This is a genomic window from Kluyvera intermedia (assembly GCF_034424175.1).
Taxonomy (GTDB): Bacteria; Pseudomonadota; Gammaproteobacteria; order Enterobacterales; family Enterobacteriaceae; genus Kluyvera; species Kluyvera intermedia.
Window position 1 is genome coordinate 2,732,207 of sequence record NZ_CP139986.1, and the last position, 22,777, is coordinate 2,754,983.

The 22,777-nt window shown below is 55.0% G+C and carries 21 protein-coding genes; 10 read left to right on the forward strand and 11 right to left on the reverse strand.

The window, feature by feature from the left end:
- Nucleotides 1–3: 3 nt before the first annotated feature.
- Genes astB through U0026_RS13250 form a run of 4 tightly spaced genes read right to left on the reverse strand, consistent with a single transcriptional unit; the run spans nt 4 to nt 5,052 of the window.
- Nucleotides 4–1,329, reverse strand: a complete 1,326-nt coding sequence (gene astB, locus U0026_RS13235) for an N-succinylarginine dihydrolase (RefSeq protein ID WP_062774698.1) — start codon at nt 1,327–1,329, stop codon at nt 4–6.
- The gene (gene astD, locus U0026_RS13240) at nt 1,326–2,804 is read right to left on the reverse strand and encodes a succinylglutamate-semialdehyde dehydrogenase (RefSeq protein ID WP_062774699.1); all 1,479 of its coding nucleotides are present in this window, start codon (nt 2,802–2,804) and stop codon (nt 1,326–1,328) included. Before astD ends, astB begins: the two co-directional genes overlap by 4 nt.
- On the reverse strand, nt 2,801–3,835 hold the full coding sequence (gene astA / locus U0026_RS13245; RefSeq protein ID WP_062774701.1) for an arginine N-succinyltransferase: 1,035 nt from the start codon (nt 3,833–3,835) through the stop codon (nt 2,801–2,803). The genes astD and astA overlap by 4 nt, the downstream gene beginning before the upstream one ends.
- Complete coding sequence (locus U0026_RS13250) at nt 3,832–5,052, reverse strand: aspartate aminotransferase family protein (protein WP_062774703.1); 1,221 nt, start codon at nt 5,050–5,052, stop codon at nt 3,832–3,834. Before U0026_RS13250 ends, astA begins: the two co-directional genes overlap by 4 nt.
- 448 nt (nt 5,053–5,500) lie before the next feature.
- Here U0026_RS13250 and xthA point away from each other — a divergent pair, with 448 nt between their 5' ends.
- The 7 genes from xthA (at nt 5,501) to U0026_RS13285 (ending at nt 12,631) form a co-directional block, all read left to right on the forward strand.
- Nucleotides 5,501–6,304: an exodeoxyribonuclease III gene (xthA, locus tag U0026_RS13255; protein WP_062774705.1), complete on the forward strand. Its 804-nt coding sequence runs from the start codon at nt 5,501–5,503 to the stop codon at nt 6,302–6,304.
- Between the two features lie 253 nt (nt 6,305–6,557).
- Nucleotides 6,558–7,220, forward strand: a complete 663-nt coding sequence (locus tag U0026_RS13260) for a TVP38/TMEM64 family protein (RefSeq protein ID WP_062774707.1) — start codon at nt 6,558–6,560, stop codon at nt 7,218–7,220.
- On the forward strand, nt 7,217–7,921 hold the full coding sequence (locus tag U0026_RS13265; RefSeq protein WP_062774709.1) for a TVP38/TMEM64 family protein: 705 nt from the start codon (nt 7,217–7,219) through the stop codon (nt 7,919–7,921). Before U0026_RS13260 ends, U0026_RS13265 begins: the two co-directional genes overlap by 4 nt.
- Nucleotides 7,922–7,941: 20 nt before the next feature.
- A complete protein-coding gene (locus tag U0026_RS13270) occupies nt 7,942–9,102 on the forward strand; it encodes an ABC transporter substrate-binding protein (protein WP_062774855.1) in 1,161 nt (386 codons plus the stop codon).
- Nucleotides 9,075–10,610, forward strand: coding sequence for an ABC transporter permease subunit (locus U0026_RS13275; RefSeq protein ID WP_062774711.1), 1,536 nt, complete (start codon nt 9,075–9,077; stop codon nt 10,608–10,610). Before U0026_RS13270 ends, U0026_RS13275 begins: the two co-directional genes overlap by 28 nt.
- Nucleotides 10,610–11,242, forward strand: coding sequence for an ATP-binding cassette domain-containing protein (locus tag U0026_RS13280; protein ID WP_062774712.1), 633 nt, complete (start codon nt 10,610–10,612; stop codon nt 11,240–11,242). Before U0026_RS13275 ends, U0026_RS13280 begins: the two co-directional genes overlap by 1 nt.
- A gap of 84 nt (nt 11,243–11,326) precedes the next feature.
- On the forward strand, nt 11,327–12,631 hold the full coding sequence (locus tag U0026_RS13285) for a rhodanese-like domain-containing protein (protein ID WP_062774857.1): 1,305 nt from the start codon (nt 11,327–11,329) through the stop codon (nt 12,629–12,631).
- Nucleotides 12,632–12,817: 186 nt separating this feature from the next.
- On the opposite strand, the gene U0026_RS13290 is transcribed toward U0026_RS13285, so the two are convergent.
- The 3 genes from U0026_RS13290 to U0026_RS13300 all read right to left on the reverse strand — a co-directional run bounded on the left by U0026_RS13290 (nt 12,818) and on the right by U0026_RS13300 (nt 14,655).
- On the reverse strand, nt 12,818–13,309 hold the full coding sequence (locus U0026_RS13290; RefSeq protein ID WP_062774714.1) for a hypothetical protein: 492 nt from the start codon (nt 13,307–13,309) through the stop codon (nt 12,818–12,820).
- A 160-nt stretch (nt 13,310–13,469) separates the two neighbouring features.
- The gene (locus U0026_RS13295) at nt 13,470–14,096 is read right to left on the reverse strand and encodes a CDP-alcohol phosphatidyltransferase family protein (protein ID WP_062774716.1); all 627 of its coding nucleotides are present in this window, start codon (nt 14,094–14,096) and stop codon (nt 13,470–13,472) included.
- Complete coding sequence (locus U0026_RS13300) at nt 14,089–14,655, reverse strand: carboxymuconolactone decarboxylase family protein (RefSeq protein ID WP_241974004.1); 567 nt, start codon at nt 14,653–14,655, stop codon at nt 14,089–14,091. Before U0026_RS13300 ends, U0026_RS13295 begins: the two co-directional genes overlap by 8 nt.
- A gap of 78 nt (nt 14,656–14,733) precedes the next feature.
- On the opposite strand from U0026_RS13300, the gene U0026_RS13305 reads away from it, so the two are divergent.
- On the forward strand, nt 14,734–15,150 hold the full coding sequence (locus U0026_RS13305) for a pyrimidine (deoxy)nucleoside triphosphate diphosphatase (RefSeq protein WP_062774861.1): 417 nt from the start codon (nt 14,734–14,736) through the stop codon (nt 15,148–15,150).
- Here U0026_RS13305 and U0026_RS13310 read toward each other — a convergent pair.
- Nucleotides 15,110–15,379 (reverse strand): DUF1496 domain-containing protein, encoded by a 270-nt coding sequence (locus U0026_RS13310; RefSeq protein ID WP_062774717.1) that lies wholly within the window; start codon nt 15,377–15,379, stop codon nt 15,110–15,112. The genes U0026_RS13305 and U0026_RS13310 overlap by 41 nt on opposite strands.
- A gap of 235 nt (nt 15,380–15,614) precedes the next feature.
- On the opposite strand from U0026_RS13310, the gene gdhA reads away from it, so the two are divergent.
- Complete coding sequence (gene gdhA, locus U0026_RS13315; protein WP_062774719.1) at nt 15,615–16,958, forward strand: NADP-specific glutamate dehydrogenase; 1,344 nt, start codon at nt 15,615–15,617, stop codon at nt 16,956–16,958.
- 121 nt (nt 16,959–17,079) lie between these two features.
- Here gdhA and U0026_RS13320 read toward each other — a convergent pair whose 3' ends face one another.
- The 3 genes from U0026_RS13320 to U0026_RS13330 all read right to left on the reverse strand — a co-directional run bounded on the left by U0026_RS13320 (nt 17,080) and on the right by U0026_RS13330 (nt 20,743).
- Entirely contained in the window at nt 17,080–19,014 is a 1,935-nt protein-coding gene (locus U0026_RS13320) for a DNA topoisomerase III (RefSeq protein WP_062774721.1), read from the reverse strand.
- A 4-nt stretch (nt 19,015–19,018) separates the two neighbouring features.
- Nucleotides 19,019–20,062 (reverse strand): selenide, water dikinase SelD, encoded by a 1,044-nt coding sequence (gene selD / locus U0026_RS13325; protein WP_062774723.1) that lies wholly within the window; start codon nt 20,060–20,062, stop codon nt 19,019–19,021.
- Nucleotides 20,063–20,191: 129 nt separating this feature from the next.
- Entirely contained in the window at nt 20,192–20,743 is a 552-nt protein-coding gene (locus tag U0026_RS13330; RefSeq protein ID WP_062774724.1) for an NAD(P)H nitroreductase, read from the reverse strand.
- Nucleotides 20,744–20,904: 161 nt separating this feature from the next.
- Between U0026_RS13330 and sppA the strand changes: the two genes are divergently transcribed.
- Entirely contained in the window at nt 20,905–22,761 is a 1,857-nt protein-coding gene (sppA, locus tag U0026_RS13335; RefSeq protein WP_062774726.1) for a signal peptide peptidase SppA, read from the forward strand.
- The last annotated feature ends 16 nt before the right edge of the window (nt 22,762–22,777 follow it).

Genomic DNA, 22,777 nt, shown 5'->3' on the forward strand with positions numbered 1-22,777 from the left:
TCCTTAGCGCTGAAAAGTGTAAAGTGAGCCCAGTTTCAGGATCTGCGTGAGTCTGTCCAACGCCTCTCGACCTTCCTGCAACAGCTGCGGATCGGCAAGGTCGGCTACGGTCAACCGGTCGCGATAGTAACAATCGACCCAATCATTCAGGGTAGCAAACAACGTATCATTCATCATTACCGCCGGATTAAGCGCCTGACGTTCGGCTTCATTTAACACCACCCGTAAACGTAAACAGGCCGGGCCACCGCCGTTCGCCATGCTCTCACGCAGATCGAAAACCTGAAGCGTATCAATGGGATTATCCTGCGCCACCAGCTCGTTGAGATAGCGCCAGACGCGCGGGTTTTCCCGTGCTTCGCCGGGTAATACCAGCATCATGCTGCCATCCGGCTTGCTCAATAGCTGGCTGTTAAACAGATAGGTGGCAACCGCTTCAGCGACCGTCACTTTTGCCGCAGGCACTTCAATGGGCATAAATTCCGGCACCCGTTCGGCCAGCTGCTGCATCAGTTGCGTTTGATGAACAAACGCCTCGGCATGGCAAAAGAGCACCTGCCGATTACTGACGGCAATCACATCATTATGGAATACGCCTTGATCGATAACCTGCGGATTCTGTTGGGCAAAAATCATCTGCTTCGGATTGAGCTGGTTGAGCCGTGCTACCGCTTCACTGGCGGCACGAGTCTGCCGCGCCGGATAGCGATGTGGACTCGTACCGTTCGCCGTGTCCCGACCATAAATGAACAGTTGCGTACCCGGCAGGCCATAATCGCGTCCTAACCGATTGTGGTTTGCCGCACCTTCATCTCCCCACGCCGCAACCGACGGCAGTGGGCCGTGGACGGCAAAGTGATCGGTATCGTGGAAAATAGCCCGCAATATCGCCTCGGTGGTTGGCGCTTCACTGGCCCGATGCAGCAGACTGCTAAGATTCGCCACGGTCAGGTGTACCTTACCATCCAGCGCATCGGCAGAAGGACATACCGTTGCCGCATTCGCCACCCACATCGCCGACGCCGAGCTTGCGGCACTGAGCAATTCAGGGGTCTGTACGGCGGCTTTGGCGATAACCTGTTCATCGCGCCCGCTAAATCCCAGTTGGCGCAACAACGCCACATTCGGGCGCTCCTGCGGTGGGATCACGCCCTGAGCGAATCCAGCATCCGCCAGCGCCTTCATTTTCAACAGCCCCTGCTTCGCCGCCAGCTGCGGATTCGATACCTGATACTGATGTTTCGTCGAGGCTTCATTACCAAATGATAACCCCGCGTAATGATGCGTCAGCCCGGGTAAACCATCAAAGTTCACCTCCCAGGCGTTCATGATTTCACCTCATGCTGAAAATCAAGCCCAGGACTTAGCGCTGCGGGTAGCGTGAGCGTCGGTGATTCCAGGCTTGCCATCGGCCAGGCGCAGTAATCTGCTGCGTACCACGCGCCAGGACGGTGATTACCGGAAGCGCCGGTTCCACCAAATGGCGCACTGCTTGCAGCACCGGTGAGCGGTTTGTTCCAGTTAACGATCCCTGCACGCGCTTCCACTAACAGACGTTCAAATTTTTCGCGGTCTGGAGAAATCAGCCCACAAGAGAGGCCGTAACGCGTAGCGTTAGCAAGCTCAATCGCCTGGGTAAAATCATCATAGCGCCAGACGCCCAACAGCGGCCCGAAAACCTCTTCATCGGCGATATCATGCGCCTCGGTCAGTTCGACAATTCCAGGCGTCAGTAACGAAGTCCCTGCTTTAAGCAGACGTGGAGCCAATAGCGTGGTGCCGCCCTTTTCCACCTGCATTTGCCAGGCCTGATAGACCCGCTCGGCGGCCTGCGCGGAAATCAGGCCGCCAATAAACGGCTGCGGCTGCGCATTCCACGCATCTGGAACAATGCGCCCGGTCACTTCCACTAATCGTTGTAAGAACGCATCCCCGACGGAACCGCGTTTGACCAACAGGCGACGTGCGCAGGTACAACGTTGTCCGGCGGTGACAAACGCCGACTGAATGGTCAGATGCACGGCAGCGTCAATATCGTCCGGTTCGTCAACAATAAGAGGGTTGTTCCCGCCCATTTCAAGGGCCAGCATTTTTTGCGGCTGACCGGCTAACTGACGATGCAAATGAAAACCGGTGGTTGAACTCCCGGTAAACAACACCCCGTCCAGACCCGATTGACTGCTCAGCGCTTCTCCGGTTTCCCGGCCACCCTGTAGCAAATTCAGAACCCCCGGCGGCAGTCCGGCTTGCTGCCACAGTTTCACCACCGCCTCGGCACAGTTGGGGGTTAATTCGCTGGGTTTAAACACCACCGTATTGCCTGCCAGAAGCGCTGGAACAATATGGCCGTTCGGGAGATGTCCCGGGAAATTATAGGGACCAAAGACGGCGAGCACGCCGTGTGGACGATGATGAAGCGTCGCCGCCCCATCAGCCATCTCGGTATGGCTTTCACCGGTACGGCTGCGGTAGGAGGCCAGTGAAATGGCGATTTTGTTGATCATCGCGCCGACTTCCGTTGCCGCCTCCCATTGTGGTTTACCGGTTTCGCGCGCGATAACCTCCGTTAATTCGGCTTTATGGCTTTCAAGAAATCCGGCGAACGCTTCAACAATATGCCGACGCTCAGCAAAGGGGCGACGCGCCCACGCAGGGAAAGCTGCACGTGCTGCCGCCACAGCCAACTCCACCTGCAAAGATGAAGCATCATGACCCGCCCAGCAGGCTTCGCCGGTCACCGGATTTGCGCTCTGGCGCGCTGCACCGCCGCCAACCTGCCACTCTCCATTAATCCATAGGCTCATGATTTTTTCTCCTCAGGGCACAGGCGCACCAGGCGCACGCTGTCGCCAGGATGGCAGTTCAGCGCATCAAGTTGCTCAGCGTTCAAGATAAGGTTTTCCGTCTGCGGGTCAGCATGAACCAGCATGGCGCGGAAGTGTTGGTATTGTTCGTTTGCGACCACGCACAGCGGTAAATCTGAACCGCGAGTTTCCCCTTCAGACACCGCAACCAGGCGGCTTTTACGCACGGCGCGGACCCGGTCAATTTCGCACTCAAGCGTTGGGCCTCCATCGAAGATGTCGACATAATCGCGATAGCGAAATCCCTCTTTTTCCAGGACCGCGCGCGCCGGTGCCGTTTGCGGGTGCACCTGGCCTATCACCTCACGCGCCTCTTCGCTTAAAAAATCAGTGTAGATAGGATGCTTTGGCATCAGTTCGGCAATAAACGCTTTTTGCCCGGTGCCACACAAATAGTCGGCGCGGGCGAACTCCATTGAGAAGAAACGTTCTCCCAGGCTCTTCCAGAACGGCGAATAACCGTGCTCATCAATCACGCCGCGCATCTCGGCGACCACTTTGTGGTTGAAGCAATCCCGGAAGGCCGCCATAAACAGAAAGCGCGAGCATGACAGCAGATGACCGTTACTTTCTTTACGCCAAGCCGGGTCCAGAAATAGCGTACAGAGTTCACTGCTGCCGGTGTGATCGTTGGTGAGAAACAGTGTCGGCAGCGCGTTATAGACGTTAAGTTCTTTTGAGGCGTGGACCAATGTCCCGACGCGATAGTTATACCAGGGGTCATTGATGCCCACCGCCACCTCAATGGCGCAAACGCCGACAACCGCGCCACTGTGGGTATCTTCCAGCACAAAGACATAGCCTTGATCGCCGCGCGGCAGCGCCCCCTGCCAGGTGGCTTGTGAACGGGCAATTCGTGCCGCCAGGGTTTGTTCGTCAGCAGGTAGTGAGGTCAACCCGCCGCCCGTTCCCCCGGCAAGCGTAAGCAAACCAGGGAGATCTCCACTGGCGATTGGACGGATAATCATCATGATGACTCTCCTTTGATAAAGCGTGTGCAGGCGGCCTCGAAGCGGTTGAGGCCCAGCGTGACATCCTCTTCGTTGATAATCAGCGCGGGGGCAAAGCGCACAACACTCGCTCCGGCTATTAGCACCATCAGACCTTCTTGTGCCGCCAGCAGGCTTATCTGTTTGGCTTTCCCGGCATATTCATCACGCAGCGCGCAGCCAATCAATAACCCCACGCCGCGAATCTCGCTGAATAACCCAAGTTTCTCGTTAATGGCCTGCAAGCGTTCTCTGAACCATTGCTCACGCTGCTTCACACCGTTCAGAACCTGAGGCGTATTAATCAACGACAGCACCTCTCCTGCCACCGCGCAGGCCAGTGGATTCCCACCGTAGGTCGTGCCGTGAGTGCCAACGGTCATGACGCTGGCCATTTTTTCACAGGCCAGCAGCGCGCCAATCGGGAAGCCACCGCCGAGTGCTTTTGCGGTAGAGAGCAAATCTGGGGTGATGCCATAGTGCTGATAGGCGTACAGTTCACCGGTACGCCCTACGCCGGTTTGCACTTCATCAAAAATCAACGCCGCATGATGACGATCGCAGAGTTCACGCAGCTCTCGCAGAAATTCCACGGTCGCCGGGATCACCCCGCCTTCCCCCTGGATAGGTTCAACAATCACGGCGCAGGTGTCGTCATCAATCAGCACGCGGGCCGATTCGATATCGTTATAAATGCCATGGTGAATATCCGGCGGCAGCGGCGCAAAATCCTGAGAATAAGCCGGTTGCCCACCGGCGGTGACGGTAAACAGCGTGCGCCCATGAAACGCGTTTTTAAAAGCGACAATACCGGTTTTATGTTCACCAAAATGGTCATGCGCATATTTACGCGCAGTTTTCAGTGCCGCTTCATTTGCCTCCGCCCCGGAGTTACAGAAAAAAATGCGGTCAGCAAAGGTGGCGTCAATTAACTGCTTCGCCAGTCGCAGCGCCGGTTCGTTGGTATAGCCGTTACCGGTATGCCAGAACTGGCTCGCCTGCTCGGTGAGCGCACGGATCATCGCAGGGTGCGCGTGTCCCAGTGCATTTACCGCAATACCACCGGCAAAGTCGATATACCCTTTCCCTTCCTGGTCCCACAACCACGCCCCCTCACCGCGTACAGGAATAAACGTTGCCGGTGCATAAACCGGCATCATCCATTGATCAAAGTTTTGACGGCTGATTGACTGAGACATAGCGACCTCGATAAGTAAACGAATAGTTTATTTTATGTTAATGATTTTGGTGTTTTCCCTATTAATGTAGATTGCACAGTTCGTGCCAGCGAGAGAAGAAAATGCATAAACGGGGAGTGAGAACGGAATATCAATGAGTTATGAACACCAGTTATTCATACAAATTGCATACAAAGTGAATATCAATGACATTTCACGACCTTGCAGAGTAAAATTTAGAAAATTTATGCAGCAACAAAATATCATTCTGGATTTGTGATCGACTGCGAAATTTATCGTACATTTACGCCTCATGACGGCGCAGATTGCCCAAACCTGGTGCAATTCTTGCTCGGCAATACGGCAGCAGCGATAAAAGAAATTGGCAATACCGCCGTCTCAGAGCAGCGGGCAGGGTTAAATTCTGCTACTATCCCGTCACAATTCATCCTGCAAAGTGGCAACGACTATGAAATTTGTCTCCTTTAATATCAACGGCCTGCGTGCCCGCCCTCATCAACTGCAAGCCATCGTTGAAAAACATCAGCCTGATGTGATTGGTCTGCAGGAGACAAAGGTGCACGACGATATGTTTCCGCTTGAAGAGGTCGCAAAGCTCGGTTACCACATTTTCTACCACGGGCAGAAAGGCCACTACGGTGTCGCCATCCTGACCAAGGCCGAGCCGATTGCGGTGCATCGCGGTTTCCCGACCGATGCCGAAGACGCCCAGCGCCGCATTATCATTGCCGAAGTGCCGTCCGAGTTTGGTAACGTCACGGTGATTAATGGTTACTTCCCGCAGGGAGAAAGCCGCGATCACGAAACGAAATTCCCTGCAAAAACCAAGTTCTATCAGGACTTGCAGGATTATCTGGAAACCCGTCTGAATAAAGACAATCCGGTGCTTATCATGGGTGATATGAACATCAGCCCAACTGATTTAGACATCGGTATCGGTGAAGACAACCGCAAACGCTGGCTGCGCACCGGTAAGTGTTCATTCCTGCCGGAAGAGCGCGAGTGGATGCAGCGCCTCTTGGGCTGGGGTCTGGTGGATACCTTCCGCAATGCCAACCCGGAAACCAACGACCGTTTCTCGTGGTTTGACTACCGCTCTAAAGGTTTTGACGATAACCGCGGTCTGCGTATCGACCTGCTGCTGGCAAGCCAGGGTTTGGCAGCGCACTGTGTTGAGACCGGGATTGATTACGAAATCCGCAGTATGGAAAAGCCGTCAGATCACGCGCCGGTATGGGCGACGTTTAAATAGGCTGAAAAATCGGTGTGCAATCCCGGCGGCGCTGCGCTTGGCCGGGCTACGACACTACGATACTAGTAGCCCGGCCAAGCGCAGCGCCGCCGGGGGCATTTCGGTGATCGGAAGGAAATCCTGAGCAAAATCAATAAACCGGCGCTAAGCTCTTGCTGTAGTGGCTAATCTGTAATACCGTCGCGCGCACTTTTTCTTCCCGGCAGGAGGACCCCCATGCAAAAGAAGTCGGTATTACGCAGCCTCTAAGCTCCTGCTCATTGTGGCTGTTATCTACGCACTTTATCTCCTTATTCACCATTTTGGTCTGCTCGATCTGGTGACCCATTTTCGCCACCTTCAACACCTCATTTTGCAAAGCGGCACGCTCGGCTATGGTCTTTACATCGCTCTGTTTATTGTCGCCACGGTGTGTTTGATGCCGGGTAGCATACTGGTATTAGTCGGCGGTATTGTCTTTGGCCCGTGGGTCGGCACGCTGCTGTCGCTGGTTGCCGTCACCCTTGCTTCCGCGCTGTCGTTTCTACTCGCACGCCTGCTCGGCCGCACGCTCTTGCTGAATTATGTCGGGCATACTGCAACCTTCCAGGCCATTGAGCGCGGCATTGCCAGAAACGGAGTCGACTTCCTGATCCTAACCCGGCTAATTCCACTATTTCCCTATAATATTCAGAACTATGCTTACGGCTTAACCGCCATCCCGTTCTGGCCTTATACCCTGATATCCGCACTGACAACTTTGCCCGGTATCTTTATTTATACGTTTATGGCCAGCACGCTTGCTGTTGACGGAATCACCCTTTTCTTTGTTCTGAAGCTCAGTCTCGCCGGGCTGGCACTGTTTGCACTGGTGCAGGCAGCAAAGTGGTACGCCCGACGTAAACGCGTGGAATTACCGCAAGAGTCTCACCAATGACGCCCCAAAATCGCACGGTCTGGTACATTCGCGGACTGATTGCCGGCGCTTTCGTCGCCCTGTTGCTGGCATGGCTGTTCGTGCCCGCCGTCAACAGCTTTATTGACCACAGCCTGAGCGCATTTTTAGCCCTCGACCCACGCGAGATTGAACGCTTTATTTACTCCTACGGTTCACTGGCAGCGGTTGTTTCATTCCTGCTGATGATTTTCCAGGCCATTGCTGCGCCGCTTCCGGCATTTGTTATCACCTTTGCCAATGCCTCACTGTTTGGCGCCTTCTGGGGGGCGCTGCTGTCATGGAGCAGTGCGATGGTCGGTGCCGGATTATGCTTTTATATCGCGCGCATGATGGGCCGCGAGGCGGTTGAAAAGCTCACCGGCAAAGCGGTGCTTAACAGCGTCGACGGTTTTTTTGACCGGTATGGCAAACATACCATCTTAGTGTGTCGGCTACTGCCCTTTGTCCCATTCGATCCGGTAAGCTATGCCGCTGGGTTAACCTCAATACGTTTTCGCCAGTTTATGCTCGCCACCGGCCTCGGTCAGCTTCCCGCTACGCTTGTGTATTCTTGGGTCGGCAGTCTGCTGACCGGAGGAACCTTCTGGTTTGTTAGCGGACTGTTTATCTTGTTCGCACTGACTATCGTTATCATCGCGGCGAAAGCCTTTTACCAAGAACGACTAAAGAGGAATTCCTGATGCGTTTTCATGGAGAGATCCTGCGCCATGCCCTGCTGGGGCTGGCGATACTGTCTCCGTTCGCCGCAAGCGCCAGTAGCTGGCAGCAAATACAGAATGACGCCAAAGGCCAGACCGTATGGTTTAACGCCTGGGGCGGCGATGAAGCAGTGAACCACTATCTCGATTGGGTGAGCGGTGAAGTGAAGCGAGATTACGCCATCGATCTGCGCATTGTGCATATTGCTGATGCCGCCGATACGGTGAAACGTATTCAGACCGAAGCGCGCGCCGGGCGCAAAACGAAGGGTTCAGTCGATCTGTTGTGGGTTAACGGCGAGAACTTCCGAGCCTTAAAAGAGGCCAACCTGCTGCAAACCGGCTGGGCGGAGCAACTGCCAAACTGGCGCTATGTTGATACCAGCAAACCCGTGCGTGAAGACTTCTCCGTACCGGTTGACGGTGCGGAATCACCGTGGGGCAGCGCGCAGTTAACCTTTATCGCCCGCCAGCAGCAAACGCCTGAACCACCGGCATCCCCGCAGGCGCTTCTGGACTATGCCAAATCCCACCCCGGCACGGTCACCTACCCTCGTCCGCCAGATTTCACCGGTACGGCACTGCTTGAGCAGTTGCTGATAAACGTCACGTCACAGCCTGACGCGTTAAAACAACCACCGAATGCGCAAAATTTCGCCGCCGTCACCGCGCCGCTGTGGGCCTACCTCGACATACTGCACCCGCTGCTGTGGCGTCAGGGTAAAGACTTCCCCCCTTCCACCGCGCGAATGGACAGCCTGTTCAGCCATGGCTCGTTGCGCCTGTCGCTGACATTCAACCCGATGCACGCCAAGCAAAAAGTAGCGAAAGGTGAGTTGCCGAAAGACAGTTACAGCTTCGGCTTTGCGCAGGGAATGATTGGCAATGTCCACTTTGTCACCATTCCCGCAAACGCTGCCGCCAGCGCGGGAGCACAGGTTGTCGCGAATTTCCTGCTTTCTCCAACCGCTCAGTTGCGCAAGGCAGACCCGGCAATCTGGGGCGATCCGAGCGTTCTTGATGCACACACATTAGAGCCTGAACAGCAAAATGCGTTACAAGCGCTTATCCCGGAAAATTCACCGCCGGTACTGGCGGAGCCCCATGCCGCCTGGGTTAATGCACTGGAGCAGGAATGGCTGCGCCGTTACGGTACGCATTAATCACCCTGTGCTGGGGCATGATGCTGATTATCTATCTGCCCCTGCTGCCCGCCGCAGGTATCTTACTGACGCCTGCGTTTTCGCTATTCCACTGGCAACAGTTGCTCGGCGACCCGCAGCTCGCCCAGGCGCTTATTGCCACCCTGATTTCCACAATCATTGCCGTTAGCGGCGCATTGTTGCTGACACTGCTGGTCATTGCCACCCTTTGGCCGTCACCCGGCTGGCAGCGGCTAGCGTCACGATTGCCCTGGCTGCTGGCACTTCCGCACGTAGCATTCGCGACCTGCGCCCTGCTGCTGTTTGCCGAAGGTGGCGAGTTATATCGTCTGCTGCCTATATTAAGCCCCGTGCAAGACAGCTACGGTATCGGTCTTGGTCTGGTGCTGGCTATCAAGGAAAGTGGCTTTTTAATGTGGGTGTGCTGGGCAATCCTCGGCGAACGCCAGTTAGCCGAACAAACGGTGGTATTTAAAAGCCTGGGATTTGGACGAGGGCAATGTCTTAAACACGTGATTCTCCCGGCCCTTATGCCTTCGCTCAGCATCGCCCTGCTGGCGACGACGGCCTGGACGCTATCGGTGGTTGATGTCGCGATAATAATCGGCCCCGGGAATCCCCCCACGCTCGCCGTGCTGGCATGGCAGTGGCTCAATTCAGGCTCCCCCGATGACCAGACCAAAGGCGCTTTGGCCTGTCTGTTACTGCTTGCTATCCTCGCCGCGCTGGCTGGGATTGCACGTAAACTGTGGTGCGGATGGCGGGCACATTCCGCCCACCCGGACGGGTGTCGCAAGCCCGATTTCCCCACCGTTCCGGGGAAATGTGTTGCCCTGATGCTACCGTTAAGCGGCCTGATATGTACCGCCTTTCTGGCATATCTGGCGCACGTTTCGCTGCCCGCGACAAATACCGTTAACCACAGTCTGTGGCTGGCGCTGCTGTCGGCAGGGTTAGGTGCTGCCGTGTGTTTAATGTGGCTGGAATGGGGGCCTGTGACACATCAACGTTGGGTCGATTTCCCCTTGTTACTGCCCGCGCTCCCACTGGCTGCCGGGCAGTATCAACTGGCGCTTTACGGCTGGTTTGATGGGCTCTTTAGTACCGTACTGTGGGGCCATTTGCTGTGGGTGGTGCCGTGGATGTTGTTTGTGCTGCGCCCCGCCTGGCGGCGGATAGACTCGCGCCAGGTCGTACTGGCGCAAACCCTGGGCTGGACGCGGGGGCGCATTTTTCTGCGGCTGAAATGCCCGCTCATTATCCGTCCGCTGCTGTCAGCGCTGGCGGTGGGATTTTCGGTGAGCATTGCGCAATACCTGCCCACCCAATGGCTGGGGGGCGGTCGTGTACCGACACTGACCACCGAGGCCGTCGCGTTAAGTAGCGGGGGCGCAACCGCCACTCTCGCAGCTCAGGCGCTATGGCAACTGATTCTGCCGATGACCTTCTTCTTGTTGACCGCGCTAATCGCGCGTTGGATAGGTCATCTCCGCCGAGGATTACGCTGATGTTACAAGTCCAGGACCTGACGCTAACGCTGGGCGACACCCCGCTACTCCGCCGCGTCAACTTTACCGTGCAACCAGGCGAGATCCTCACGCTAATGGGTCCCTCCGGCAGCGGCAAATCCACCCTTTTTGCCTGGATGATCGGCGCGCTGGGCGGTGAGTTTCGCGCCAGCGGCGAGCTATGGCTGAACGAACGTCGCTGCGACCTGCTGCCTACGGAAAAGCGGCGCATTGGCATTCTGTTTCAGGATGCACTGCTGTTTGACCACCTGAGCGTTGGCGAGAATCTGAAGCTGGCGCTCCCGGTCACTGTGGGTCGTCATGAACGTCAGACGCAGGTGTTACAGGCGTTAGACCACGCGGGGCTGACCGACTTTTACGCTCGCGATCCTGCTACCCTTTCCGGCGGTCAGCGTGCCCGCGTGGCGTTGTTACGTGCGCTGCTTGCACAACCAGACGCTCTGCTGCTGGATGAACCGTTTAGCCGACTTGACCAGCAGCTTCGCAACAGCTTTCGTCAGTGGGTATTCAATGAATTGCAACACAGACAGATTCCGGTCGTTCAGGTCACGCACGATGCCGATGATGTTCCGTCTGGCGCCCGCTGTTTGCAGCTTGAAAACTGGCGGTGACGCGGGAAAGAATGCGTTACCGCAAGGTAATTACCCTACTTGAGGTGCAGAATAATGCTCCAATTTTCTTCGTCGGATGATTTGATGAAACGTGTTTCTCAACTGACCGCGCTGGCTCTTGCGCTCGGTCTAGCCTCTTCTGTATCTGCTGCACAAACAGCGAAAACCTTAACCTTTACGCATCTGTTACAGCAAAAAGGCACTGCTATTGATACGCGTGTCAGCGCATTTTATAACGGCTGGCCACAGCAGATTAACGGTACGCAAGGTCACGAACCGGGCGCGCTGAATCTTTCCGCCAGCTGGCTGTCTGCAATGAATAACGAGCAGTTGAGCACGTGGGCGCAGCAGCATCAGTTACAGAAAAATACCGACATCGCACTCTACGGCGACAGCAAAGATAACGACGCAGTCGCCAAGCGGCTGAAGGAAGCAGGTTATACCAATCTCTCTACCCTGAGTGACGCACTGCAACAGCCTGACCGCCTGCAAAAGCTACCGCACTTTGAGCAGCTGGTTTACCCGCAGTGGCTGCACGATCTCCAGCAAGGTAAAGATGTTCCGGCGAAACCCGCAGGTGATGTCAAAGTGATTGAAGCCGCCTGGGGCGCGCCGAAACTGTACCTGGTCAGCCATATCCCTAATGCTGGTTATATCGACACTAACGAGGTCGAAAGCGAACCACTGTGGAACAAAGTCTCCGATGCACAGCTAAAAGCCCTCCTGGCGAAACACGGTATTCGCCATGACACCACCGTCGTGCTTTATGGCCGTGACGTATATGCGGCAGCGCGCGTGGCGCAGATTATGCTGTATGCGGGTGTCAAAGACGTGCGTATCCTCGATGGCGGCTGGAAAACCTGGTCTGACGCAGACCTGCCGGTCGAACGTGGTTTACCTAAGAACGTCGAGCCCGCGCCTGATTTTGGCGTCACTATCCCCGCTCAACCGCAGCTGATGCTGGATATGGAACAGGCTCGCGGACTGTTGCATCGCAAAGATGCCTCACTGGTGAGTATTCGTTCCTGGCCAGAATTTATCGGCACCACCAGCGGCTATAGCTACATCAAGCCAAAAGGTGAAATCGCAGGCGCACGCTGGGGCCATGCGGGCAGCGACTCAACCCACATGGAAGACTTCCACAACCCGGACGGCACCATGCGCAGCGCCGACGATATCGCGGCTATGTGGAAAGCGTGGAATATCCTGCCGACTCAACAGGTATCCTTCTACTGCGGTACCGGCTGGCGCGCGTCAGAGACCTTTATGTACGCCCGCGCGATGGGCTGGCAGAACGTCAGCGTGTATGACGGCGGCTGGTATGAGTGGAGCGCCGACCCGAAAAATCCCATTGTGACGGGTGAGCATAAAGTGGATAGCACGCTTTAATCCGTCTGTTAATGACGCCGTTTTTTAATTCCAGCTACATCTGAAAAGATTATTTTAAATGGGGAAATTCGTTTCCCCATTTAACTCACTAACCTAAACGCAGATGATCGCCCACTAACCTCTTTTAAGCCCAGAGGACCTTCCCACATAAACATAAAAACGATGATGGTGATTGCAGTTCAAAATTTACAGGATATCTGATCTGTTAATGAATATATCCTCAAACAATTCGCCGTCGCTGGTCTTAAGCTTAAATTCAACTTCCCAATCATGCTCAAAAAGCATTTTCACATCCTTATCGCTTTTATACTCAAAAATCATATGTTCTTTACCATCTTTCTCAGCGTCCGCAAGTTCAGAAACTTTTAGTTTACCTAAAGAGTCCTTGGTGACATCCGGGGCTGTCGTGTTAATAATTAGCCTCTTTCTATCCTCGTCAACAAGCATTGAGTCCATTCGCACATAAGCATTTAACATCTCACCGCCATGTTTCTGGCTGTAATATGCAGCTTCCGTTTTCATATGGTCGATAGATGTTTCATATGCCGTTTTTGCATAACTAGCACCGCCAAATGCCCCACCAAAAATTGCACCAATGAACGCAGTCTTTGCAACAAGCTTCACAACCAGAATAGCCCCAACAGCCATACCGCCAGCAGCCATTTTACTATTTTTCATTATATTACCCTTAGCGAAAAAACCCGCGCATGATGCGCGGGTTCAGGTGCTAATTTGTGAGTAATGGTGCTATTTGGGGAGGACTAGGCCAAATGCCGTGGCGGCTGTCTTAAGTGACTCTATTACTTGAGAATTTCTATCTGAATGTCTAACACAGAATTTATTTACCTGACGAGTTAAACCCTTTCAGCGTCACATACCCACCCCACACCCGGTTAAACGTCGTCAACCAGCACAGCGAGCCAAACACCCACGCCATCCACGCGAACCACGCCGGAAACAGGCAGCCCAGAACAAACAACAGGATAGTCTCAGTGCCTTCGGTTAGCCCGCCCAGATAGTAAAACGATTTATGCGCATAACCGGGGTTATCAATTTGATGCTTCGCCTCCAGGGCGGCAAACGCCAGAAAACTGCTGCCGGTGCCCATAAAAGCAAATAACAGCCAACCTCCCGCTACCGCATTTGCCGCAGGGTCAGCCAGAATAAAACCGAACGGCACCAGCGCGTAAAACAAAAAGTCGAGAGCGATATCGAGAAAACCGCCCGCATCCGTGAGCCCTCGTCGTCGGGCAAGCGCACCATCGAGGCCATCAAACAGTCGGTTTACCACAATCGCCACCAGCGCTGCGCCGTACCAGCCTAGCGCCAGAAAAGGCAGTGCCAGTACGCCAATGGCAAATCCCACAAGGGTAATACCATCTGCCGAGATGCCGGGACTGTCCAGCGCATCAGCCGCCCGATTCAACCACGGTTTCAGACGGGGGTGCAGGTGTTTATCAAGCATCAGTTTTGTCCCCAACCGGACACAGGCCCTGCGATGGGATCTCCAGCGCACTGTTAAAACGTGCGGATAAATTCTGAAACGCCACCAGCGCGGTCATTTCGGTTATCTGCGCATCGTTAAAGTGACAGTGTAACTCATTTTTAAGGGTTTCTGTGATGTGTGGCGGCGTCGCGGTCATGCCATCCGCGTAAGCAAGCGCGGCACGTTCAGCCGGGGTAAACACCGTGGCAGCCTGCCAATCGCTAAGCGCCAGCACCTTATCCATGGCGCCACTGCGCTGTGCCAGACGCAGACTATTGGCATCGATGCAAAACGCATAGTCGCATTGCTGTGACACCCGAGTCAGCAGTAATGCCCGCAGCGTAGGCTCAAGCCGGGCCTTCTTACGTTCGAGGTATCCCACGAACAGCGCCACCAGCCAGAAAAGCCGCGGCATTCGCCCCCACCAGCGGGTAGGGTTGAGCACGCTGCCATAATGTTTTTGCTGCATCGCAACGAGAGGTTTCAAACTAAGCGGTAACTTATCGAGCGGCTGCACCCAGGGTTGTTGATTTTTCACCCGCAGACTCCTGCAAAACTTGGGTAAACGACAAAGCAGAGATAATATTGCATTCCATTCATCACGTCTTTGACCACTATGCTGAAAACTATTGATGTTGTTGCCGCCATTATCGAACAAGACGGCAAAATTCTCCTCGCCCAGCGCCCTACCCATGCCGATCAGGCGGGGCTTTGGGAATTTGCAGGAGGCAAAGTTGAGGCTGGTGAAAGCCAGCCAGAAGCGCTCGTGCGCGAGCTACATGAAGAACTGGCGATCCACGCTTATCCCGGTTGCTACATTGCCAGCCACCAGCGCGAAGTTTCCGGACGAATGATTCATCTGCACGCCTGGCATGTGCCGCGCTTTGACGGCGAAATTATCGCGCGTGAGCATAGTGCGCTGGCATGGTGTACGCCGCTAGAGGCGCTCAATTATGAGCTTGCTCCGGCCGATATCCCGCTTCTTCATGCGTTTATGGCTTTACCCGCCGCCACACAAGCGGATTCGTGCTAATGGCGCGTTCGTCACGCTGGCATTGTAAGAGCACACCATCGGTTTTAATGACTGCGCCTTCCGAATAGTTCTGATCCTGATAAATGCAGCACTGTGCGCATGGCTGCGCGCGCTGGGTATTGCCATTGCTGCTAAAGACTTCAGGCGGAACGTTAACTTCCACCTGCGGCCTCGCCTGCACGGTCTGGCAAAACAGCACCATTACCCCCACAATCCATAACATTTTCATTCGCTATCTCCTTAAAAAATCTCTTCTTATAACTATCGACCAAATGGGTAGTGAACTTAACTTTTTTCCACCATCGCTTTTAGTTATGACCCTACCCTGAATATTAATTTTATTACGCCTGGGGAAATTCCTTGTCATCCGTTAGCAGGGTAGTGATATAGTCGAAATAACGCACTGTATTAAACACAACCATAACAACTACATACATCCACAATCATAAGAGGTACTTATACTTATGGACAAGGTTTGCTCCCTGGACTCCTTCCTGGCTCATGTTCAACAACGCGACCCACACCAGACCGAATTTGCTCAGGCTGTACGCGAAGTCATGACAACGCTCTGGCCGTTCCTCGAACAGAACCCGCACTATCGCCAGCTTTCTTTGCTGGAGCGATTGGTTGAACCTGAGCGTGTTATTCAGTTCCGCGTCGTGTGGGTAGACGACCGCAACCAGGTTCAGGTTAACCGCGCATGGCGCGTGCAGTTCAGTTCGGCTATCGGGCCGTACAAAGGCGGGATGCGTTTCCACCCTTCCGTTAACTTGTCCATTCTGAAATTCCTCGGCTTCGAACAGACCTTTAAAAACGCGCTCACCACCTTGCCTATGGGCGGCGGTAAAGGCGGTTCTGATTTCGATCCGAAAGGTAAAAGCGAAGGCGAAGTCATGCGCTTCTGCCAGTCGCTGATGACCGAACTGTATCGTCATCTGGGTGCGGATACCGACGTGCCTGCCGGTGATATCGGCGTAGGGGGTCGTGAAGTCGGCTTTATGGCCGGGATGATGAAAAAACTCTCCAACAACACGGCCTGTGTTTTTACCGGCAAAGGGCTTTCTTTCGGCGGCAGTCTGATTCGTCCGGAAGCAACGGGTTACGGTCTGGTCTATTTCACCGAAGCGATGCTCAAACGCCATGGCCTTGGTTTTGAAGGTATGCGCGTGGCCGTTTCCGGTTCCGGCAACGTGGCACAGTACGCTATCGAAAAAGCGATGGAGCTGGGCGCGCGCGTCATTACAGCCTCCGACTCCAGCGGTACCGTGGTAGATGAAGCAGGCTTCACCACAGAAAAACTGGCCCGTCTGTGCGCAATCAAAGCCAGCCGCGACGGTCGCGTCGCCGACTATGCGCGTGAGTTTGGTCTGGTGTATCTGGAAGGCCAGCAGCCGTGGAGCGTGCCGGTCGATATCGCCCTGCCATGCGCAACCCAGAACGAGCTAGATGTTGAAGCTGCCCGGGTGCTTATCGCCAACGGCGTGAAAGCTGTAGCCGAAGGTGCCAACATGCCAACCACCATTGAAGCAACCGATTTGTTCCTCGATGCAGGCGTGCTGTTCGCACCGGGTAAAGCGGCGAATGCCGGCGGTGTTGCCACATCCGGTCTGGAAATGGCGCAAAACGCCGCGCGTATGGGCTGGAAAGCGGAGAAGGTTGATGCGCGTCTGCATCACATCATGCTGGATATCCACCACGCCTGCGTTGAGCACGGTGGTGAAGCGAAACAAACCAACTATGTTCGCGGCGCGAATATCGCCGGATTTGTGAAAGTGGCCGATGCGATGTTGGGACAAGGCGTAATTTAATCACGGTCAGGGGTGCCTGATGGCGCTACGCTTATCAGGCCTACAGGTTGTGAACGATGTAGGCCGGAAAAGGCATCGCCGCCATCCGGCACCACAGCGCAACGACCTCACCTTATACGGCCTATGCGTCAGGCGCCGGGCTTGCTGCCCGCTTCTTCCCTTTGCCTTTGCTGAACGTTTTCTTCGCCCCTCCTGCCGGGGCCGCTAATCCTCTGAATTGTCTTACCGGCGTACTTCGCGCTTGGTCAATCAACTGGAACAACGTCCCCACCAGCGGCTGCATAAAGTCCTGGTAGCGGCACTGCTTTTCGCTGATTTGCGTCAGGGTCGATTCCCAATGTGCAGTCATATCCGGGCGGGTGGCCATCTCAGGTAGGGAATGGAACAGCGCGCGACCGGGATCGGTTGAGATAATATAGCGCCCTTTCTTACTCAGAAAACCGCGCTTAAACAACAACTCGATAATCCCTGCTCGGGTGGCTTCGGTGCCTAAACCGTCGGTGGCACGCAGGATCTTCTTCAGATCCTTATCCTGCACAAACCTGGCGATACCGGTCATCGCTGACAGCAGCGTTGCATCGGTAAAATGGCGCGGCGGCTGGGTTTGACGTTCAACCACTTCACCGTTTTCACACAGCAGTTCATCGGCTTTTGCTACCACCGGCAACGGTGTGCCATCGTTCTCTTCATCGCGTTCTTTTGCCCCCAGCAGCCCGCGCCAGCCGGCTTCGGCCAGGAAACGGGCTTTAGCGACAAACTTACCGTTGGCAATGTCCAGATCGATCTGGCACTTGCGGTACACCGCGTCAGGGCAAAACTGCATCAGATACTGAGTGGCGACCAGACGATAAACCTTGGCTTCGTTTTCCGTAAGATTCACATTACTGGCTCGCGCGGTGGGAATGATCGCGTGGTGAGCATCGACCTTTTTGTCATCCCAGCAGCGGTTGCGGATATCAGGATCGACCACCGGTTGCGGCAACAGATCCGCTGCATGTACGCTGATGGCATTCATCACCGCCTGTCGCCCGGCGAAATGCTCTTCCGGCAGGTAACGGCTATCGGAACGGGGATAGGTAATCAACTTGTGGGTTTCATACAGCTTCTGGCAGATATCCAACACATTCTGCGCACTAAAGCCAAAGCGCTTAGCGGCCTCAATCTGCAAGGCCGACAGCGAGAATGGCAGCGGGGCCGGTTCTGAATCCCGTTTATCGTTATAAGCAGTAACCAACGCAGGCTGGCCGCTAATGCGCTTCACGACGTGCTCCGCCAGCGTTCGGTTAAGCAAGCGTCCTTCTTCATCCTGATGCGGTTCGCAGGCTTCGCTCGGCTGCCAGGTAGCGGTAAAGCGCTCGTCTTTAGGCGTCACGATATGCGCCTTCACTTCAAAGAAGTCTTTCGAGACGAAGTTTTCAATCTCTTCATCACGGCGCACCACCAGCCCAAGCACCGGCGTCTGCACGCGGCCCACGGAAAGTACGCCCTGATAGCCCGCGTTACGCCCCAGAATGGTGTAAGCGCGGGTCATGTTGATGCCGTACAACCAGTCGGCGCGAGCACGAGCCAGCGCTGATACGCACAGCGGGATAAATTCGCTGTTAGCGCGCAGGCGAGAAATCGCCCGCTCAACCGCCTGAGGATTAAGGTCGTTTATCAAACAACGCTGTACCTGACGGCGTTTGTCGGCCGCCAGATCCAGGTAGTCCAGCACTTCATCCACCAACAGTTGCCCTTCGCGGTCGGGGTCACCGGCATGGACGACTTCACTGGCCTCATGAATAAAACGCTTAATGACGTTAAGCTGCTTGGTCACCGACGCGCGCGGCTGAAGCTGCCATTTTTCCGGAACAATCGGCAAATCCTGAAGGTTCCAGCGCGCGTAGCGGCTGTCATAGGCGTCCGGCTGCGCCTGCTCCAGCAGGTGACCAATACACCAGGTCACCACCTGACCATTACCACATTCAATAAAACCGTCGCCTTTGCGATGAGGCTTAGGCAGGACGTCGGCAATGGCGCGTGCCAGGCTCGGTTTTTCCGCGATAAACAGGCGCATCGGTTTAGCGCAGCTCGATCATCGGACGGCCACCGCGCGCGGTCACCAGTTCGCCGATGGCGGTCAGGTTAATACCAAATTCAGCCGCCGCTGCGTGAACAGCGTCCTCAGCATCAGGCGTCACCGCGATAAGCAGGCCGCCGGAGGTTTGCGGATCGCACAGCAGCGCACGTTGGTCATCGCTCATGGCACCCATCATGTGACCGTAGCTGGCAAAGTTACGTTCGGTACCGCCAGGCACTGCGCCCAGCGCGATATACTCTTCCACACCCGGCAGTTTCGGCACGGCATTAAAGTCAATTTGCGCCTGCACACCAGCACCCTGACACATTTCGCTCAGGTGACCCAACAGACCAAAGCCGGTGACATCGGTCATCGCCTTCACGCCGTCGATGTTAGCAAAAGCAGAACCGACCAGGTTCATCTGGCACATCACTTCTGTCGCCAGCCCCTGATGTTCAGGTTTTAGCAGCGATTTTTTCTCAGCGGTGGTCAACACACCGATACCCAGCGGCTTGGTCAGGAACAGTTTACAACCGGCCTGGGCGGTGCTGTTTTTCTTCACCCGTTCCGTCGGTACGATACCGGTGACCGCGAGACCGAAAATCGGCTCAGGCGCATCGATAGAGTGACCGCCCGCCAGCGCAATACCGGCCTGTTTGCAGGCAAAACGCCCGCCTTCGGTGACTTCACGGGCAATTTCGGGTGCCAGTTTATTGATTGGCCAGCCGAGGATGGCAATCGCCATAATCGGTTTACCGCCCATCGCGAAGATGTCGCTGATGGCGTTCGTGGCGGCGATACGGCCAAAGTCGAACGGATTGTCGACAATCGGCATAAAGAAATCGGTGGTGCTGATAACGGAGGTGCCGTTACCCAGGTCATAGACAGCAGCATCATCGCTTGTTTCGTTGCCAACAAGCAGGTTCGGGTCGATAAACTTCGTTTGATCGCTGTGCAGGATGGTCTGCAACACCTTTGGTGAAATTTTACAACCGCAACCCGCTCCGTGGCTGTACTGGGTTAAACGAATGGCCTGCTCGCTCATGGACAACTCCTGTCATTGCTCTGGCATATGCGTAAGGGCTGTATGTTAACGCCAGAACCGGGCGGTGATAAGTACGACTGTCTGAATTCGAGGGTATTTGCCTGGAATCCAGACAATCGTCGCGGATTTTCAGAGATAACGGACAAATGGGGCAGTATCCGGCGCGACAATCGTGGTCGACGCTTTCAACTGTGGCGTTCCCAGATACAGGAAACCGACGATTTTATCCTGTGCACCGCAGTCAAGGCCTTCACGCACGACTGGACTCTCCGTCAGCGCGCCGCTGCGCCAGATGCCGTTAAAGCCCTGCGCCACCGCCGCCATTTGCATCGCCATCACCGCGCAACCCGCCGACATTTCTTGTTCCCAGACAGGTACTTTGGGGTGATCCTGGCATTTCGCGATAACCGCAATAATCATCGGCGCACGAAACGGTGCGTTGCGCGCTTTTTCAATCGCCTTCTCATCACTTTGCGCCGCAATCGCGCCCTGCTCCAGCAAGTTGCTAAAACGTGCACGCCCTTCGCCTTCAATGATAACGAACTGCCACGGCTGCAAGGTGCCGTGATCCGGTGCACGCATGCCGGCGCGTAGAATATTTTGCAGCGGCTCACCGGCCGGTGCGGGTTCCGCCAGACGCGAAGCGCTACGGCGATTTACCAGTAATTCCAGGGCATCCATTAGGTCACTCCTCTCACGTTATTTTTCATAAAATTAACATGCGCGAGGAATTTGTTACAGCGCAGAAGGCGATTCCTGCTGACAACGGGCAACGGTCTATTTAGGATAGCCAAACGTTTTACCGTTTCGGTGAACCTTTTTCGTTATTGCAGGGAGAATACATGCGAACCGTATGGCGCTTTATTGCCGGATTCTTTAAATGGATGTGGCGATTACTTAATTTCGTCCGTGAACTGGTGTTTAACCTGGTCTTTATTTTACTGGTGCTGGTGTGTGTCGGTATCTGGATGCAGGTTAGCTCCAGCAGCACCGCAGAACGTAGCAGCCGGGGTGCATTGCTGATGGACATCAGCGGCGTGGTGGTGGATAAACCGTCTACCAGCAGCAAGCTTAGCGTTATCGGCAAACAGATTTTTGGCGCTTCCTCAGATCGCCTGCAGGAAAACTCCCTGTTTGATATTGTGCAAACTATTCGCCAGGCGAAGGATGACCGCAATATCACCGGTATCGTGCTGGATCTGAAGAACTTTGCCGGTGGCGATCAGCCGTCTATGCAGTACATCGGTAAAGCGCTGCGCGAGTTCCGCGACAGCGGCAAGCCGGTCTACGCAATTGGTGACAGCTACAGTCAGGGTCAGTACTACCTTGCCAGCTTCGCCAATAAAATCTGGTTATCGCCACAGGGCGTGGTGGATCTACATGGTTTCGCGACCAACGGTCTGTACTACAAAACGTTGCTGGATAAGCTGAAAGTCTCCACCCACGTGTTCCGCGTCGGCACCTACAAGTCCGCCGTTGAGCCGTTTATTCGCGACGATATGTCCCCGGCCGCGCGTGAAGCGGACAGCCGCTGGATTGGCGAGCTGTGGCAGAACTACCTTAATACTGTAGCGGCTAACCGTCAGATCACCGCGCAACAGGTCTTCCCTGGCGCGCAGGCGATGCTTGATGGCTTACGTCAGGCTGACGGCGATACGGCAAAATACGCACTGGATAACAAACTGGTCGATACGCTGGCCTCCAGCGCCGATATCGAAAAAGCGATGACCAAGGCGTTTGGCTGGAGTAAAGCGGAAAATAACTTCCGCGCCATCAGCATGTACGACTACGCGGTGAAAACCCCGGCAGATACCGGCTCAAGCATTGCGGTCGTCTTCGCAAACGGTGCCATCATGGACGGCGAAGAAACTCCGGGTAACGTCGGCGGCGATACCACGGCAGCGCAGATTCGCGATGCGCGTCTGGATCCAAAAGTGAAAGCCATCGTGCTGCGTGTTAACAGCCCAGGTGGCAGCGTCAGCGCCTCTGAAGTGATTCGTGCGGAACTGGCTGCGGCGAAAGCGGCAGGTAAACCGGTGGTCGTTTCAATGGGTGGCATGGCGGCCTCTGGCGGTTACTGGATTTCAACACCTGCAGATTACATTGTGGCTAGCCCAAGCACGTTGACTGGTTCTATCGGCATCTTTGGGGTGATTAACACCGTAGAAAACACGCTCGATTCAATCGGCGTGCACACCGACGGTGTTGCTACCTCTCCGCTGGCAGATATGGCGGTGACCAAAGCATTGACACCTGAAGTTCAGCAGATGATGCAGCTCACCATCGAGAATGGCTACAAACGCTTTATTACCCTTGTCGCACAGTCGCGTAAGAGCACGCCGGAAGCTATCGATAAGATTGCTCAAGGCCATGTGTGGACAGGACAGGACGCTAAAGCCAACGGGCTGGTCGACAGTCTGGGTGATTTCGATGATGCGGTGGCAAAAGCCGCGGAACTGGCGAAGGTGAAAACCTGGCACATTGACTATTATCAGAGCGAACCGACGTTCTTCGATATGGTGATGGACAGCATGTCCGGTTCGGTACGCGCGGCCCTGCCGCAGGCATTGCAGGCGTATCTGCCGGCCCCGCTGGCCTCTGCTGCCAGTGCGGTCAAAGCCGAAAGCGATAAGCTCGCCGTGTTTAATGACCCGCAAAATCGCTATGCAATTTGCCTAACCTGCGCCAATATTCGCTAATCGCAATCCCCTCCTT

Excerpts from the sequence above, each read along its gene's own strand:
- U0026_RS13280 (WP_062774712.1), top strand. The coding sequence starts at position 10,610 with ATGTTACAAGTCCAGGACCTGACGCTAACGCTGGGCGACACCCCGCTA.
- U0026_RS13285 (WP_062774857.1), top strand. The coding sequence starts at position 11,327 with ATGAAACGTGTTTCTCAACTGACCGCGCTGGCTCTTGCGCTCGGTCTA.
- U0026_RS13330 (WP_062774724.1), bottom strand. The coding sequence starts at position 20,743 with ATGGATGCCCTGGAATTACTGGTAAATCGCCGTAGCGCTTCGCGTCTG.
- U0026_RS13250 (WP_062774703.1), bottom strand. The coding sequence starts at position 5,052 with ATGTCTCAGTCAATCAGCCGTCAAAACTTTGATCAATGGATGATGCCG.
- U0026_RS13265 (WP_062774709.1), top strand. The coding sequence starts at position 7,217 with ATGACGCCCCAAAATCGCACGGTCTGGTACATTCGCGGACTGATTGCC.
- xthA (WP_062774705.1), top strand. The coding sequence starts at position 5,501 with ATGAAATTTGTCTCCTTTAATATCAACGGCCTGCGTGCCCGCCCTCAT.
- U0026_RS13310 (WP_062774717.1), bottom strand. The coding sequence starts at position 15,379 with ATGAAAATGTTATGGATTGTGGGGGTAATGGTGCTGTTTTGCCAGACC.
- U0026_RS13290 (WP_062774714.1), bottom strand. The coding sequence starts at position 13,309 with ATGAAAAATAGTAAAATGGCTGCTGGCGGTATGGCTGTTGGGGCTATT.
- U0026_RS13320 (WP_062774721.1), bottom strand. The coding sequence starts at position 19,014 with ATGCGCCTGTTTATCGCGGAAAAACCGAGCCTGGCACGCGCCATTGCC.
- astA (WP_062774701.1), bottom strand. The coding sequence starts at position 3,835 with ATGATGATTATCCGTCCAATCGCCAGTGGAGATCTCCCTGGTTTGCTT.
- gdhA (WP_062774719.1), top strand. The coding sequence starts at position 15,615 with ATGGACAAGGTTTGCTCCCTGGACTCCTTCCTGGCTCATGTTCAACAA.
- sppA (WP_062774726.1), top strand. The coding sequence starts at position 20,905 with ATGCGAACCGTATGGCGCTTTATTGCCGGATTCTTTAAATGGATGTGG.
- selD (WP_062774723.1), bottom strand. The coding sequence starts at position 20,062 with ATGAGCGAGCAGGCCATTCGTTTAACCCAGTACAGCCACGGAGCGGGT.
- U0026_RS13295 (WP_062774716.1), bottom strand. The coding sequence starts at position 14,096 with ATGCTTGATAAACACCTGCACCCCCGTCTGAAACCGTGGTTGAATCGG.
- astD (WP_062774699.1), bottom strand. The coding sequence starts at position 2,804 with ATGAGCCTATGGATTAATGGAGAGTGGCAGGTTGGCGGCGGTGCAGCG.
- U0026_RS13275 (WP_062774711.1), top strand. The coding sequence starts at position 9,075 with ATGGCTGCGCCGTTACGGTACGCATTAATCACCCTGTGCTGGGGCATG.
- U0026_RS13305 (WP_062774861.1), top strand. The coding sequence starts at position 14,734 with ATGCTGAAAACTATTGATGTTGTTGCCGCCATTATCGAACAAGACGGC.
- astB (WP_062774698.1), bottom strand. The coding sequence starts at position 1,329 with ATGAACGCCTGGGAGGTGAACTTTGATGGTTTACCCGGGCTGACGCAT.